We start from the raw sequence: 14248 nt of genomic DNA, 5'->3' as shown, positions 1-14248 counted from the left end.
CCATGAGCATTCTCGATCGCTTCCTCCATCCGCCTGCGCCCCATGTGGAGCCTGTCGGCACCGAGGCCGCCGCACGACTCGCGGCGATCCACGCCTCGGCCTTCCCGCGGCCGTGGAGCACCCTCGATTTCGAGCGCCTGCTCGGAGAGCGCAGTGTCATGGCGGACGGGCTTTTCCTCGGCCGCACCACCAAGCCGTCGGGTTTCATCCTGTCGCGGACCGTGCTGGACGAGGCGGAGATCATCACGGTGGCCATCGTCCCTGAGGCGCGGGGGAAGGGCCAGGCGCGCGCCCTGCTCACCCACCATCTCGACGCTCTGTCCCGTCGCGGCGTCGCCCGCGTGCATCTGGAGGTCGAGGAGGGGAACGGGCCGGCCATCGCCCTCTACCGCCGCGCCGGGTTTCGCGAGACCGGACGGCGGGAGGGCTATTACCACAAGGCCGATGGCACGCGGGCTTCGGCGCTGACCATGGCCCTGGACCTATAGCCCGCTTCGTTTCTGTCCCGTATAAGGCTGCCCAAGGAGACCTTTCAGCCTTGGCCACACGCAACAGCACATCCGCCAGAACGCGCCGGTCGGACGCCATCGAGCGCGCCTGCCGCGAGAAGGGCCTTCGCATGACGGGGCAGCGCAAGATCATCGCGCAGGTGCTCGATTCGGCCGAGGACCACCCGGATGTGGTGGAACTGCATCGGCGCGCGGCACAGGTCGACGACCGCATCTCGCTTTCCACGGTCTATCGCACGGTGAAGTTGTTCGAGACCGAAGGCATTCTGGAGCGGCTCGATTTCCGCGACGGACGCTCGCGCTATGAGCAGGCCGCCCGTGAGCACCACGACCACCTGATCAATCTCGAGACCGGCGACGTGATCGAGTTCCGCTCCGAGGAGATCGAAGCGCTCCAGAACCAGATCGCCAGACGCCTCGGCTACAAGGTGGTCTACCACCGGCTCGAACTCTATGCGGTACCGCTGGACAAGGACGACGCGTGACGACACTCGCCGTCGCCTTCAGGCTGGCGCTGCTCGGTCTGTGCAGCCTTGTGCTCGTGCCCCTGCAGATGCTGGCCCTGCGCCTCGGCTGGTCGGCCACCCTGCACGTGCTGCCCGTGTGGTTTCACCGGGCGCTTCTTAAAATCTTCAACGTGCGGGTGATCGAGCGGGGCACGCCGCCCGGCCGGGCGGCGACCATCGTGGTGTCGAACCACGTCTCGTGGCTCGACATTCCGGTGATCGGGTCGCTCCATCCGCTCTCCTTCATCGCGAAATCCGAGATCGAGGGCTGGCCCGTGGTAGGCTCTATGGCAAGGCTCCAGCGCTCCGTCTTCATCGACCGCCAGCGCCGCAAGGCGACGGCCGAGGTCAACGACACGTTGGCCCACCGGCTGGTGAAGGGCGAGGTGATCGTGCTGTTCGCCGAAGGCACCACGGGCGACGGCAACCGGCTCCTGCCCTTCCGCTCCTCCCTGGTGGGCGCGGCCCAGACCGCGCTCATGCATGACAGCGTCGAGCGCGTGCTCCTGCAGCCGCTCGCCATCACCTACACCCATCGCCTCGGCCTGCCCGTGACCCGGCGCGACCGCCCCTTCATCGCCTGGTACGGCGACATGGAGCTCGCGCCCCATCTGAAAATGTTCATCCGGGGCATCCCGCTCGATGTGGTGGTGACCTGGGGCGAGCCGATGCCCTTCAACGGCAGCCGCAAGCAGGCGACCGCCTTCGCCGAGGCCGAGGTGCGGCGGGCGCTGAGGGCGGCGTGAGCAGGTTCATCCCCGGCGGCCCGCAGGACCGGGAAGGGGATCCACTCGCACATGCAACGCTATGGATTCCCTTCCTCTCTGCTTTCGCTCCGACCGGGAATGACACTACGACCCTCCGCTTCCTGCGCCTTTGCCTCGTCTAGCAGCCAGGCTCTGAACGCCGCGATGGCTGGCCGGTCCGCCATCGCCTCGGGGCAGACGACGTAGTAGCGGTAGGCTCCCTTCACCTGATGCGGGAAGGGCTGAACCAGGCGGCCCGCCTGGAGATAGTCGCCGATGAGGACGCTGGTCGCCAGCGCCACGCCCTGGCCGGAGGCGGCCGCCTGCAGGCAGAGATAGGTGTGAGGGAAACTCGGGCCGCGGGAGGTGTCCACACCCTCGACACCGATGGCGGCCAGCCAGCGGTCCCAGGTGGTGTAATCCGGGATGCTGTAGACGGATTCGTGCACCAGGGTGTGGTGGCGCAGATCCGCAGGCTCTCTCAAGGGACGCTTCGGATTGTTCAGCAACGATGCGCTGCACACGGCGAAGAAGAATTCCTCCATCAGCAGATCGGTGCGCAGGCCTGGATAGTTCCCCTGTCCGAAGCGGATCACCACATCCACGTCCTCGCGGGCAAAGTCGGTCAGCCGCGTGTCGACCGAGACCCGCACCTCCAGGTCAGGATGCCGCTCCTTCAATGACCCGAGCCGTGGAATGAGCCAGCCGGAGGCGAAACTCGGCATGGAACTCACCGTGATCACGTTGGCCCGGTCGGATCGCAGGGCCTGGGCCGTTGCCTCGTCGAGGCGGTCGAGGATGTCGGAGAGCGAGGCGGCGTAGCGCTCGCCCAAGGGCGTCAGCACCACGCCCCGGCTCGGCTGGCGCACGAAAAGCGGCCGCCCGAGCCAGGCTTCGAGGGATTTGACCTGCTGGCCTACGGCGCTCGCCGTGACGGCGATCTCGCCACCGGCCTTTTCGAAACTGAGATGACGGGCGGCAGCCTCGAAGGCGCGCAGAGCGTTGAGGGGCGGGAAACGACGGCGGGACATGGCAGGCCCTTGAGGTGCTTTGCCCAAGATTTGCTTGGGCTAAACTGAAGAACTTCTCGTTTGCTTATAACCTATCACAGGAGCACATTTCTCTCCAGTAAAACGCCATTGAAGGAGAACCGTCATGGCGACCGGTTATGCCACAGCAAATCTTGGGTTCCACACCACCCACCGCAATCATGGGAACACGCTCATGAATCTGCTTTTGCGCTATGAGGCCTGGCTCGACCGGCGCAGGACCTCCAAGATCCTGTACGAACTCGACGACCATGCGCTGCATGATATCGGTCTGTCGCGGGCCGACGTGGAGGGCTTGAATGAGGCCTCCTGGCAGGATCATCTGCCGCCGTCCCTTGGCCGCTAAGCACAATTCGAAAGGCTTTCGATGAAGCTCTATTCCGGTCCCGTCAGCCTCTTCTCGCGTAAGGTCGAGATTGCCCTTTACGAGAAGGGGCTTGCCTTCGAGCGCATCGAGGTCGCCTTCACCCAGACCAGGGGCTACTCGCCCAAGCACCCGGACGTGCAGGCGCTCAACCCGAAGGGACAGGTTCCGGTCCTCGTCGACGGGGATCTGTCTCTCTACGATTCGACCGTGATCGTCGAATACCTGGAAGACGCTTACCCCGAGCCGGCCCTCTACCCTGCCGATCCCCGGGAGCGCGCCCGTTGCCGCCTTTTCGATCTCTTCGCCGACGAGGTGATGCTGGCCCCCTTGCGCTTCCTCATGCACCGGACCGAGCCGAAGCCGGAGGATCTTGAGCGCTGGGAGGCCAAGGAGCTGAAGGCCCGCGAGGCCGAGCCTGTGCTGGCCGACCACTTCACCACGCTCGACCGTCAGCTCCAGGGCCGGAATTATCTCTGCGGAGCGTTTTCCGCCGCGGATATCGCAGTGTTCATGACGGTGTTCTGGACGCGGCGCCTCGCTGGGCCTTCGTTAAGGGGGTATGAGAACCTAGCCGGCTGGTATGAGCGGCTGAGCAGCCGACCAGCCTTCGCGAAAGTCGTGTCCGAAATCCTCGCAGCGGACGCGGAATTGTCAGCCCCGGTCGAGGGTGCTTTCCGGGAGTAGAGCCTTGGTGTCATTCCCGGCCGGAGCGCAGCGGAGGGGAAGGGAAGCCACGATCAAGCGCCGGGCTATGGATCCCCTTCCCTCGCCTGCGGCTCGCCGGGGATGACACAGGGCATTAAAATCCTTGAGCCAAACGGCCGCTATTCTCTTGCACGCATAAAAGGCTTAAAAGGGCGCTCATCTTCGCCCGCCCGATTGCAAGCAGAACAGGCCGACCTCGTGAAAAAAGTCTTCGTCAAATCCTATGGCTGCCAGATGAACGTCTATGACGCCGAGCGCATGGCCGACATGCTGGCCAGCGAGGGCTACAGCGAAACCAAGGCCATGGAGGAGGCGGACCTCGTCATCCTCAACACCTGCCATATCCGCGAGAAGGCCGCCGAAAAGGTCTATTCCGAGCTTGGCCGGGTGCGCGAACTGAAAAAGGAGCGCGAGGCTGCAGGCTACGAGACCAAGATCGTGGTGGCGGGCTGCGTCGCCCAGGCGGAAGGCAAGGAGATCCTGCGCCGGGCGCCCGCCGTCGACGTGGTGGTGGGCCCCCAGAACTATCACAACCTGCCGAGCCTCTTGAATAAGCCGCGCTCCGAGCGCGTGGTCGACACGGAATTCCCGGTCGAGGACAAGTTCGACCATCTGCCCAAGCCCTCCAAGGCGGCGATCCGGAACCGGGGCGTGTCCGCCTTCCTCACCATCCAGGAAGGCTGCGACAAGTTCTGCACCTTCTGCGTGGTGCCCTATACCCGCGGGGCCGAGGTCTCCCGTCCCGTGGCCAAGATCGTGGATGAAGCCTTGCGGCTCGCCGATGCGGGCGTGCGCGAGCTGACCCTGATCGGCCAGAACGTGAACGCCTATCACGGCGAGGGACCTGACGGCGCCGTGTGGTCGCTCGGACGGCTGCTGCACCGCCTCGCCGAGATCCCCGGAATCGCACGGCTGCGCTATACCACCAGCCACCCGCGCGATATGGACGATGAACTGATCGCCGCCCACCGCGACCTGCCGGCAGTGATGCCCTACCTGCACCTGCCCGTGCAGTCCGGTTCCGACCGCATCCTCGACGTCATGAACCGCAAGCACACGGGCGACGAGTACCGCCGCCTGATCGAGCGCATCCGCAAGGCGCAGCCCGATCTGGCGCTCTCCTCCGACTTCATCGTGGGTTTCCCCGGCGAGACGGATGCGGAGTTCGAGGACACCATGCGGCTCATCGCCGATGTGGGCTTTGCCAGCTCCTTCTCGTTCAAGTACAGCCCGCGCCCCGGAACGCCAGCGGCCGATATCGAAACCCAGGTTTCCGAGGCCGTGAAGGCCGAGCGTCTGGCGCGGCTGCAGAATCTGCTGGAAATCCAAAGACAGGCCTTCAACCACGGAACCGTGGGACGGACCCTCGACGTTCTCTTGGAGAAGCCGGGTCGTCACCCGGGCCAGATGGCCGGCAAGTCGCCTTATCTGCAGCCCGTGCAGTTCGAGAGCGATCGCCATGCCATCGGCGAGATCGTGACGGTGCGGATTATTCAAGCAGGCTCGAACAGCCTGTTCGGGGAAATATCCGAGCCCGGCAACCAGGCCGCGGCCTAGATCCTTTCCCTGCGAGACCCCATATTCGTCCGTCGCCACACCGGCAGCGGATCATCAGAGGAGAGGCATTTGAGCCCAGCGGACAACGCGACCGCACGTGCACAAAAGGGACGTAACCCCAGCGGCTTGCATCCCGGCGTCGTCGAAGAGGCCGAAATCATCCTCACCTTCGACGACAATCGCCTCGCCAGCCTCGTTTTCGGACAATACGACCAGAACCTCGCCCATCTGGAGCGGCGCCTCGACGTAACGGCCATCGCCAACGGCAACCGGGTCACCGTGAAGGGTACGCCGGAAGCCTCCGAGATGGCCCGGCGCGTGCTGGAAGGCCTCTACGAGCGCGCCCGCCAGGGCGGAGCCCTCGGCACCGGCGACGTAGACGGCGCCATCGAGGAGAGCACCCTCCAGGGCAGTCTCTTCCCGGCTGCCGAGGAGCAGCCCGCTCCGGGACTGACCGCCTTCGATCAGATTTCCACGCGCCGGCGCGGGCCGGTGCGTGCCCGCAACGCCTCGCAGAACACCTATATCAAGGCGCTTAAGACCAACGAGCTCGTCTTCGCCGAAGGCCCGGCCGGCACCGGCAAGACCTGGCTGGCCGTGGGCTATGCGGTGTCGCTGCTCGAAGCAGGCCAAGTCGACCGCCTGATCATCTCGCGGCCTGCCGTGGAAGCGGGCGAGCGCCTCGGCTTCCTGCCCGGCGACATGCGCGAGAAGGTCGATCCGTATCTGCGCCCGATCTACGATGCGCTCTACGACTTCATGGAAGCGCGCCATGTGGACCGGGGCCTGCAGACCGGCATGATCGAGATCGCGCCGCTCGCCTTCATGCGCGGACGCACGCTGACCAACGCCCTGGTCCTGCTGGACGAAGCCCAGAACACCACGTCGATGCAGATGAAGATGTTCCTGACCCGTCTCGGCGAGGGCTCGCGGATGATCATCACCGGGGACCCGACACAGATCGACCTGCCGCCGGGGCAGAAATCCGGGCTCGTCGAGGCTACGCGTATCCTGAACGGGGTGGAAGGCATCGCCCGCGTGACCTTCAAGGAGGCGGACGTGGTGCGCCACGATCTCGTGCGCCGCATCGTGACTGCCTACGACAAGGCTGCCCGCGAAGCGCCGCCGGAACCGCCGCGCCAGGATTATCGGGACCGCCGGCCGTGATCACCCTCGACATCATGATCGAGGCGGGGGACTGGAACCGCCTCGAAGACGCGGAGGCCCTGGCCCAGAAGGCCGCCGAGGCCGCGCTTGCCGTCACCTACGAGGCGGATGGCGCGTTCGAGGCCAGCGTCATGCTCACCGACGACGCCCAGATCCGGGAATTGAACCGCACCTGGCGGAGCAAGGACAAGCCCACCAACGTGCTGTCTTTCCCCTCCCCCGAGCAGCCTGGTGCGACAGGCCCTCGCTATTTGGGCGATATTGCTCTAGCGTACGAAACGCTGGTGCGTGAGTCCGAGGAGGAATCCAAGGAGCTCGCGCATCATTTTGCCCATTTGATCGTCCATGGAGTCCTGCATCTCCTCGGCTACGACCACGAGGTCGAGGCGGAGGCGGAGATCATGGAAGGTCTTGAGGTCAAGGCGCTTGCCACCCTCGGCATCGCCGATCCCTATCGCGATATGGCAGCTTGAACGGCTGACAACCCAGAGCAATGAACGAAGATCGAAGTCGTAGCGAACGCCCTGTCCGAACCCTCACCGAGACAGACGACACACGCGACCATTGGTACGACCGGGTTCTGACCCGGCTGGGCCTGAAATCCCGCGAATCCATCCGCCATGATCTTGAGGATGTTCTCGCGGAAACCGTCGAGGACACGGACTTCTCGCCCCAGGAGCGGGCGATGCTCAAGAACGTGCTGTCCTTCCACCGGATCCGGGTGGAGGACGTGATGGTGCCCCGCGCCGACATCGTGGCGGTGGCGGCCGAGACCAATCTCGGGGAGCTGCTCAGCCTGTTCCGTACGGCCGGTCACTCGCGCCTGCCGGTCTATGGCGAGACGCTCGACGATCCCAAGGGCATGGTCCACATCCGGGACTTCCTCGACTTCATCGCCATGCGGGCCGATGGCGGCGCCTCGGAAGCCGGCGCCGGTGACGAGGCGGCTGCGCCGAGCCTCGGACAGATCGACCTGTCGATGATGCTGGCCTCCGCCAATATCCTGCGCCCGGTGCTGTTCGTGCCGCGCTCCATGCCGGCCATCGACCTCCTGGTGCGAATGCAGGCGACGCGCACCCACATGGCCCTCGTCATTGACGAATACGGCGGCACCGATGGTCTCGTGTCCATCGAGGATCTCGTCGAGATGGTGGTGGGCGACATCGAGGATGAGCACGACGAGGATGCGACGCTCACGATCACCCAGGCCGCCGACGGCACCACCATCGCCGATGCCCGCGCGAGCCTCGACGAGGTCAAGGAGACGCTCGGCGTCGACCTCACCGAGGAGGAGGGCGCCGAGGACATCGACACGATCGGCGGCTTCATCGTGACGCTCGCCGGCCGCGTGCCATCCCGCAGCGAAGTGATCGTCGGTCCGGCCGGCCTCGAATTCGAGGTTCTGGACGCCGACCCCCGGCGCGTGAAGCGGCTTCGCATCCATCGCCGCGCCGTGGCCTCGACAGAAGTGGAAATCACCGAGGGCAAACCGGTCGCCGCGCGCCCTGAAAGCGCTGCCGCCGAATGATCCTGCTGGCAAAGCGCACCAGCCTCCTGCGAGGCTGGCGCCGATGGCTTGCGGCCTTCGCGGCTGGCGCGACTGGCGCGTTGGCCATGCCGCCCTTCGGATTCCTGCCGGCGCTTGTTCTATCTTTGGTACCAGCCATCTGGCTCCTCGACGGAACCATGAAGGAGGGGCCGTCCCGCTGGGCTCCCCTCAAGGCCGCGGCCCTGCTGGGCTGGTTCTGGGGCTTCGGCACTTTCGTTGCCGGGCTCTGGTGGCTCGGCGCGGCTTTTCTGGTCGAGGCCGATCAGTTCGCCTGGGCCATGCCCTTCGGGGTCCTGGGCCTGCCGGCGCTTCTGGCCTTCTTCCCCGCCTTCGGCTTTGCGCTCGCCCGCCTGCTCTGGCTGCCTGACGCCCGGCGCATCCTGGCCTTCGCGCTCGGCGTCACCGTGGCCGAGTGGTTGCGTGGCCATCTCTTCACCGGCTTTCCCTGGAACAGTCCGGGCATGGCGCTCGGCCAGAATCTCTGGCTGATGCAGACCGCCTCCCTGGTCGGCCTCTATGGATTGACCTTTCTGAGCCTCTGCATCGGCGCGGCTCCGGCTGTCCTGGCCAGCGGACAGACAACCCGCGCCCGCTGGATGGCGCCGGTTCTCGCAGCCGTGCTGCTTCTGGGCCTCGCCGGCTTCGGCTTCTGGCGTGTGCCGGCGGAGGCTTCCGCCAGTGTGCCCGATGTCCGCCTGCGCATCATGCAGCCGAACCTGCCCCAGGACGCCAAGTTCAACCCGCGCAACCGCGACGCCATCATGCGGCATTACCTGTCCTTGAGTGCGAGACCGGCCCGCGATGGGGCTGCACCGACGCACATCGTATGGCCCGAATCGGCCTTTCCGTTCCTCCTCCATCGGGATGCGGGCTCGCTCGCCCAGATTGCTGCCCTCCTTGAGCCCGGCTCCGTCCTGATCACAGGAGCGGCCCGCATGGATGAACCACTGCCCGGCGAGGCGGTGGGCAAGTTCTACAACGCCATCCAGGTGATCGACGATCGGGGCACGATCCTCGGCTCCTACGACAAGGTGCATCTGGTGCCGTTCGGCGAGTACGTGCCGAAGGTGCTCGATGCCGTGATCCGGGCGGTGGGTCTGCGCCAGTTCGTGCATATCCCGGGTGGGTTCGAGCCCGCCGGGAAGCGCATGACGCTATCCATCCCCGGTCTGCCGCCGGTGGCCGCCACGGTCTGCTACGAAGCCATCTTTCCGGGAGAGATTCTGAGCGATGGCCCTCGCCCCAATCTCATATTGAATGTGACCAACGATGCCTGGTTCGGTGAGACTCCGGGCCCCTACCAGCACTTTGCTCAAGCCCGCCTGCGCGCCGTCGAGGAAGCACTGCCTTTGGTGCGCGCCGCCAACACGGGGATCTCGGCCATTGTCGATCCTTTCGGCCGCATAGTGGATCGCATTCCACTCTCAGTTGAAGGCATTCTAGATTCAACTCTTCCAGTTGCGGAACCTGCCACTGTTTACAGCAAATGGGGCAAGTTTTCTTTGACGGTTACGCTTGTCATCTGCTTAATGCTGCTGGTTGTACGTCGTGGGCGCCATTCAACTTTTCCTTAAGTAACCCATGACCTTGCGTGACAGTGAATCCGGTAAGGAAGTGGGGCCAATGAAGAAATCGACGGGCTCTATCGACAAGGAAGTGGGAAGCCGCGTGCGCATGCGCCGCGTGTCTATCGGGATGAGCCAGGAGAAGCTTGGCGACATGCTCGGCCTGACCTTTCAGCAGGTTCAGAAATACGAGAAAGGCATGAACCGGATCAGCGTCGCTCGTCTGATCGAGATCGCGAAGATCCTCGGGGTCGACATTCATTTCTTTCTCAACGGCATCGAGAGCACGAAGCCTACACCCGGTTTTGCCGAGGAGAACCCACCCACTTACGTGGCAGACATGATGTCGACCCCGGAGGGCCTGCAGCTCGTCCGGAATTTCACGGGTATCAAGAACCCCAAAGTCCGCAAAAGCATCGTCCAGCTTGTCGCGTCCCTCGCCGTCCAAGAAGAGGTAGAGCGTTCGTCATAAAGAACACGTTCGCTTGACCTTTCTCGAAGCCTGCGGCATGAGCATGGTTTCAGACCTGCGGGGATCCGCAGGCTCCGCCTTCTCTATTGCCTGAAGGAATTCCGTCGTGCGGCGTTCGAGCTATCTTTTCACCAGCGAATCTGTGTCCGAGGGGCATCCGGACAAGGTCTGCGACCGGATCTCCGATGCCGTCGTCGATGCCTATCTGGCCGCAGAGCCGGAAGCCCGCGTCGCCTGCGAGACCCTCGCCACCACCAACCGCGTGGTCATCGCCGGCGAGGTGCGCGGCCCTGATTCCATCACCAAGGACACGGTGATCGGGCTTGCCCGCGAGGCCATCAAGGACATCGGCTACGAGCAGGCAGGCTTCCACTGGAAGAATGCCGAGATCGACGTGTACCTGCACGCCCAGTCGGCTCACATCGCCCAGGGCGTCGATGCCTCCGGCAACAAGGACGAGGGCGCGGGCGACCAGGGCATCATGTTCGGCTATGCCTGCACCGAAACGCCCGACCTCATGCCGGCGCCGATCTACTACGCCCACAAGATCCTCGAGAACCTGACCGCGGCCCGCAAGGCCAAGCAGGGCGATGCCGCCAAGCTCGGCCCCGATGCCAAGAGCCAGGTCACCGTTCGCTACGAGAACGGCAAGCCGGTTGCCGCCACGCAGATCGTTCTCTCGACGCAGCACCTCGACGAGAGCCTCTCGTCGGACGACGTGCGCAAGATCGTCGAGCCCTATATCCGCCAGACCCTGCCGGAAGGCTGGATCTCGGCTGACACCATCTGGCACGTGAACCCCACGGGCAAGTTCGTGATCGGCGGCCCCGACGGCGATTGCGGCCTCACCGGCCGCAAGATCATCGTCGACACCTATGGCGGCGCGGCTCCCCACGGCGGCGGCGCCTTCTCCGGCAAGGATCCGACCAAGGTGGACCGCTCGGCGGCCTACGCGGCCCGCTATCTGGCCAAGAACGTGGTGGCGGCCGGTCTCGCCGACAACTGCACCCTCCAGCTCTCCTACGCCATCGGCGTGGCGAAGCCCCTGTCGATCTACGTGGACCTGCACGGCACCGGCAAGGTGGACGAGGGCAAGCTCGAGGCCGTGCTCATGGACGCCATGGACCTTTCGCCCCGCGGCATCCGCACGCATCTCGGCCTCAACCGGCCCATCTATGCCCGCACTTCCGCCTATGGCCATTTCGGCCGCAAGCCGGATGCGGACGGTGGCTTCTCCTGGGAGCGCACGGACCTCGCCGACAAGCTCAAGGCGGCGTTCCGCTAGGAGGAGCGTCGACGGGCCGGCGACAATTCGGCCACTGTAAGCCTCATCAGAGAGAGCCGGTTCCCCGGAAGGAGGGCCGGCTCTAAATGCATGGTCCTGCACGAAAGCGCCGTGCTGTTTTCAGGAGCATTTGTCCCATGAGCGAAGCCTCGGAACGCGCCGGTGCCTTCTTCGGTCGCCGGAAAGGCAAGAAGCTTCGCGCCGGACAGGACGATCTCGTTCAGAACCTGCTGCCCGCGATCCGCGTGGTCCCGGGCAGCGACCCCGCGGGCCAGTTCCCGAACCGCCAGGCGTGCGAAACCTGGCTCGAGATCGGCTTCGGCGGTGGCGAGCATCTCGCGGCGCAAGCCCGCGCCCATCGGGACGTGAACATCATCGGCTGCGAGCCCTTCGTGAACGGCATGGCCAAGCTCCTGGCCGTGATCGAGCACGAGCATCTCGACAATGTCCGGGTCTGGGACGAAGACGTCACCGATCTGCTGCCGAGTCTGCCCGACGCCTCGTTCGACCGGGTCTACATCCTCTATCCCGATCCCTGGCCCAAGCGCCGGCAGCGCAAGCGCCGCCTCGTCTCCGACGAGACTTTGGAGATGCTCGCCCGCGTGATGAAGCCGGGCGCCGAGCTGCGCTTTGCCAGCGATATCGACGATTATATCGGCTGGGTGCTCGCCCGGATCCTGCGCTCCCCGCATTTCCGCTGGACCGCCACCCGGGCCGACGACTGGCGCAAGCCCTATGAAGGCTGGCCGGGCACCCGCTACGAGGCCAAGGCCATCCGCGAAGGCCGCGTACCGAGTTACCTGACCTTCGTACGGGTCTAGTCGTCAGACAGCCGCCTGAGCCACGCGCTCGTCGCTCACCACCCGACCATCGACGAGATGGATGCGCCGGTCCACGCGCGCCGCGATGTCCATGTCGTGCGTGACGGCAATCACCGTCTTGCCGCGCTTCTTCACGAGGTCGCGCAGGATCTGGAACACCTGCTCGGAACTCTTGCTGTCGAGGCTGCCCGTCGGCTCGTCGGCCAGCACCACATGGGGATCGTTGGCGAGCGCACGGGCGACGGCCACGCGCTGGCGCTGGCCGCCGGAGAGCTGGTCCGGGCGCTTGTCGAGATGCCCCGCAAGGCCGAGCTCCTCCAGCAGGCTCGCGGCGCGCTCGCGCATGGCCGTGGAGGACAGGCGTCCCGCCTTGCGCATGGGCAGCATCACGTTCTCCAGCACTGAGAATTCCGGCAGGAGAAAGTGAAACTGGAACACGAAGCCCAGCATCTCGAGCCGCAGGTGGGCGAGAGCATCGTCATTCAGCGACGACGTATCCTGCCCGGCGATCCTCAAATGCCCGCTCGTCGGACGGTCGAGGAGCCCGAGCAGGTAGAGCAGCGACGACTTGCCCGAGCCGGACGGGCCGGTAATGGCGATGAACTCGTGCTCGTCCACACTCAGCGACACGTCCCGCACGAGGGTCACCGGCACGGTGGCGGGCAGGACGCGGGTGAGATGATCGGCTTCGATGAGAAGGCTCATGTGGCCCCCCGGATGATGTCGACCGGGTTGAGCCGCGCTGCCTGCCGGGCCGGAAGATAGCCGGCGACCCCCGACGAGATCAGCGCGAAGGCCGACGCGATGGCGTAGTGCCAGGGGCTCCAGAACAGCGGCAGGTTGGTCATCTCGCGCCCGATGGCGGCGCCCGAGACCTTGAACTCCACCTGGGACAGGACAAAGCACAGCACAAAGCCGATAAGCCAGCCCACCAGCGAGCCGGCCAGCCCCAAGGCCAATCCTTCGAGGAGGAACAGTCGGCGCATGTTGCCTTGGGTGAAGCCGAGCGACTTCAGGATGGCGATGTCGCGCGCCTTCTCGTGAGTAATGGTAGAGATGATGTTGAAGATGCCGAAGCCTGCCACCAGCAGGATCGCGCCCACCACCGTGTACATGACCACGTTGCGGACCACGAGCGCCTCCAGAAGCGATTCGTTCGCCTCCTGCCAGGGCACAGCCTTGTAGCCGAGTTCGGCCTCCGCCTGGCGGGCGACACGGGGTGCGGCTTCCGGATCGTCCAGGCGCAGGCGGATGTCGTTGATGGCGTTGGGACGCTCGGAGAGGATCTGGGCGCTTTTCAGGAGCACATAGGCCTCGCCCTCGTCGCGGGCGACGTTGCCGGTGTGGAACTGCCCGACGATGCGAAAGCCCCGCGACTGCCCGGTGGGTGCGACCACCTGGATCGTGGTGCCCGTCGAGGCGCCGATCCGGCGCGCGAGCCTGTCACCGATCAGGATGTTGTTGCCTCCCGCCCGCAGGGAATCGAAGCTGCCCTCGACGAAATCGCCCGCCACCGACGAGACCCGGGCCTCGGTTTCCGGTTCGATGCCGATGATGGACACCCCCACATCGCGACCCGCATAGCGGACCACGCCCTGCGTGCGCAGGCTCTGGGCCATGCGGCCGGGCACCCAGGAGCGCAGTGAGGCGAAAGCGGCCGCCGGATTGAGGATGCCGCGCCGGTCCTCCTTGGGCCGCAGACCCTCGAACTGGGCCGCGGCGAAGAGGTCTTCCGCCGGTTGCCGGCGCGCCGTGCGGCGCTCATCCGAGATCTGCACATGCGGCATGGTGTCGACGAGCTGGGCGATGAAATCCTTCTCGGTGCCCTGCATCAGGGCCGCCATGGCGATGGAAAAGCCCACGCCGAGCGCCACACCGAGAATCGCCACGATGGTCTGGCGGCCGCGCCCGGCGATATGGGTCAGGGCGAGTTCGAGGATGAGGCGCACG

General features: G+C 65.3%; 16 protein-coding genes. 13 read left to right on the top strand and 3 right to left on the bottom strand.

The features are described from left to right. Positions 1-2 precede the first annotated feature (2 nt). Genes FHR70_RS20295 through FHR70_RS20285 form a run of 3 tightly spaced genes read left to right on the top strand, consistent with a single transcriptional unit; the run spans position 3 to position 1761 of the window. On the top strand, positions 3-488 hold the full coding sequence (locus tag FHR70_RS20295; protein WP_183453617.1) for a GNAT family N-acetyltransferase: 486 nt from the start codon (positions 3-5) through the stop codon (positions 486-488). Positions 489-538: 50 nt separating this feature from the next. Beyond that, complete coding sequence (locus FHR70_RS20290) at positions 539-994, top strand: Fur family transcriptional regulator (RefSeq protein ID WP_281381403.1); 456 nt, start codon at positions 539-541, stop codon at positions 992-994. Continuing rightward, positions 991-1761 carry a 1-acyl-sn-glycerol-3-phosphate acyltransferase gene (locus FHR70_RS20285; protein WP_183453615.1) on the top strand — a complete coding sequence of 257 codons (771 nt, stop codon included), beginning with the start codon at positions 991-993 and terminating at the stop codon, positions 1759-1761. The genes FHR70_RS20290 and FHR70_RS20285 overlap by 4 nt, the downstream gene beginning before the upstream one ends. 59 nt (positions 1762-1820) lie before the next feature. Here the strand turns inward: FHR70_RS20285 and FHR70_RS20280 are convergent, their stop codons facing one another. Continuing rightward, positions 1821-2792, bottom strand: a complete 972-nt coding sequence (locus FHR70_RS20280; RefSeq protein WP_183453613.1) for a transcriptional regulator GcvA — start codon at positions 2790-2792, stop codon at positions 1821-1823. Positions 2793-2916: 124 nt separating this feature from the next. On the opposite strand from FHR70_RS20280, the gene FHR70_RS20275 reads away from it, so the two are divergent. The 10 genes from FHR70_RS20275 (at position 2917) to trmB (ending at position 12298) form a co-directional block, all read left to right on the top strand. Next, positions 2917-3156, top strand: coding sequence for a DUF1127 domain-containing protein (locus FHR70_RS20275; RefSeq protein ID WP_183453611.1), 240 nt, complete (start codon positions 2917-2919; stop codon positions 3154-3156). Positions 3157-3177: 21 nt separating this feature from the next. After that, positions 3178-3861 (top strand): glutathione S-transferase family protein, encoded by a 684-nt coding sequence (locus FHR70_RS20270; protein ID WP_183453609.1) that lies wholly within the window; start codon positions 3178-3180, stop codon positions 3859-3861. A gap of 219 nt (positions 3862-4080) precedes the next feature. Then, a complete protein-coding gene (gene miaB / locus FHR70_RS20265; protein WP_183453607.1) occupies positions 4081-5439 on the top strand; it encodes a tRNA (N6-isopentenyl adenosine(37)-C2)-methylthiotransferase MiaB in 1359 nt (452 codons plus the stop codon). A 69-nt stretch (positions 5440-5508) separates the two neighbouring features. Further along, a complete protein-coding gene (locus FHR70_RS20260; RefSeq protein WP_183453606.1) occupies positions 5509-6606 on the top strand; it encodes a PhoH family protein in 1098 nt (365 codons plus the stop codon). Between the two features lie 14 nt (positions 6607-6620). Beyond that, positions 6621-7079: an rRNA maturation RNase YbeY gene (ybeY, locus tag FHR70_RS20255; protein ID WP_183453763.1), complete on the top strand. Its 459-nt coding sequence runs from the start codon at positions 6621-6623 to the stop codon at positions 7077-7079. A 20-nt stretch (positions 7080-7099) separates the two neighbouring features. Further along, the gene (locus FHR70_RS20250) at positions 7100-8134 is read left to right on the top strand and encodes a hemolysin family protein (RefSeq protein WP_183453604.1); all 1035 of its coding nucleotides are present in this window, start codon (positions 7100-7102) and stop codon (positions 8132-8134) included. Further along, positions 8131-9729: an apolipoprotein N-acyltransferase gene (gene lnt / locus FHR70_RS20245; RefSeq protein WP_183453602.1), complete on the top strand. Its 1599-nt coding sequence runs from the start codon at positions 8131-8133 to the stop codon at positions 9727-9729. Before FHR70_RS20250 ends, lnt begins: the two co-directional genes overlap by 4 nt. Positions 9730-9778: 49 nt before the next feature. Then, complete coding sequence (locus FHR70_RS20240; RefSeq protein WP_183453600.1) at positions 9779-10192, top strand: helix-turn-helix domain-containing protein; 414 nt, start codon at positions 9779-9781, stop codon at positions 10190-10192. A gap of 106 nt (positions 10193-10298) precedes the next feature. Further along, positions 10299-11477 carry a methionine adenosyltransferase gene (gene metK, locus FHR70_RS20235; RefSeq protein WP_183453598.1) on the top strand — a complete coding sequence of 393 codons (1179 nt, stop codon included), beginning with the start codon at positions 10299-10301 and terminating at the stop codon, positions 11475-11477. Between the two features lie 137 nt (positions 11478-11614). Beyond that, a complete protein-coding gene (trmB, locus tag FHR70_RS20230; protein WP_183453596.1) occupies positions 11615-12298 on the top strand; it encodes a tRNA (guanine(46)-N(7))-methyltransferase TrmB in 684 nt (227 codons plus the stop codon). 3 nt (positions 12299-12301) lie between these two features. On the opposite strand, the gene FHR70_RS20225 is transcribed toward trmB, so the two are convergent. After that, the gene (locus FHR70_RS20225; RefSeq protein WP_183453594.1) at positions 12302-13003 is read right to left on the bottom strand and encodes an ABC transporter ATP-binding protein; all 702 of its coding nucleotides are present in this window, start codon (positions 13001-13003) and stop codon (positions 12302-12304) included. Next, positions 13000-14247 (bottom strand): FtsX-like permease family protein, encoded by a 1248-nt coding sequence (locus FHR70_RS20220; protein WP_183453591.1) that lies wholly within the window; start codon positions 14245-14247, stop codon positions 13000-13002. The genes FHR70_RS20225 and FHR70_RS20220 overlap by 4 nt, the downstream gene beginning before the upstream one ends. Position 14248 lies beyond the last annotated feature (1 nt).

The sequence above is a fragment of the Microvirga lupini genome, from assembly GCF_014191055.1.
In the GTDB taxonomy this organism is placed as follows: Bacteria; Pseudomonadota; Alphaproteobacteria; order Rhizobiales; family Beijerinckiaceae; genus Microvirga; species Microvirga lupini_A.
The sequence above is the reverse complement of the archived record's forward strand: the minus strand, read 5'-3'. Positions and strand labels throughout refer to the sequence as shown.

What these genes read in the sequence shown, in the direction of transcription:
- FHR70_RS20295 (WP_183453617.1), top strand. Translation starts at nt 3, where the DNA reads ATGAGCATTCTCGATCGCTTCCTCCATCCGCCTGCGCCCCATGTGGAG.
- FHR70_RS20280 (WP_183453613.1), bottom strand. Translation starts at nt 2,792, where the DNA reads ATGTCCCGCCGTCGTTTCCCGCCCCTCAACGCTCTGCGCGCCTTCGAG.
- FHR70_RS20275 (WP_183453611.1), top strand. Translation starts at nt 2,917, where the DNA reads ATGGCGACCGGTTATGCCACAGCAAATCTTGGGTTCCACACCACCCAC.
- FHR70_RS20270 (WP_183453609.1), top strand. Translation starts at nt 3,178, where the DNA reads ATGAAGCTCTATTCCGGTCCCGTCAGCCTCTTCTCGCGTAAGGTCGAG.
- ybeY (WP_183453763.1), top strand. Translation starts at nt 6,621, where the DNA reads ATGATCGAGGCGGGGGACTGGAACCGCCTCGAAGACGCGGAGGCCCTG.
- FHR70_RS20250 (WP_183453604.1), top strand. Translation starts at nt 7,100, where the DNA reads ATGAACGAAGATCGAAGTCGTAGCGAACGCCCTGTCCGAACCCTCACC.
- lnt (WP_183453602.1), top strand. Translation starts at nt 8,131, where the DNA reads ATGATCCTGCTGGCAAAGCGCACCAGCCTCCTGCGAGGCTGGCGCCGA.
- FHR70_RS20240 (WP_183453600.1), top strand. Translation starts at nt 9,779, where the DNA reads ATGAAGAAATCGACGGGCTCTATCGACAAGGAAGTGGGAAGCCGCGTG.
- trmB (WP_183453596.1), top strand. Translation starts at nt 11,615, where the DNA reads ATGAGCGAAGCCTCGGAACGCGCCGGTGCCTTCTTCGGTCGCCGGAAA.
- FHR70_RS20225 (WP_183453594.1), bottom strand. Translation starts at nt 13,003, where the DNA reads ATGAGCCTTCTCATCGAAGCCGATCATCTCACCCGCGTCCTGCCCGCC.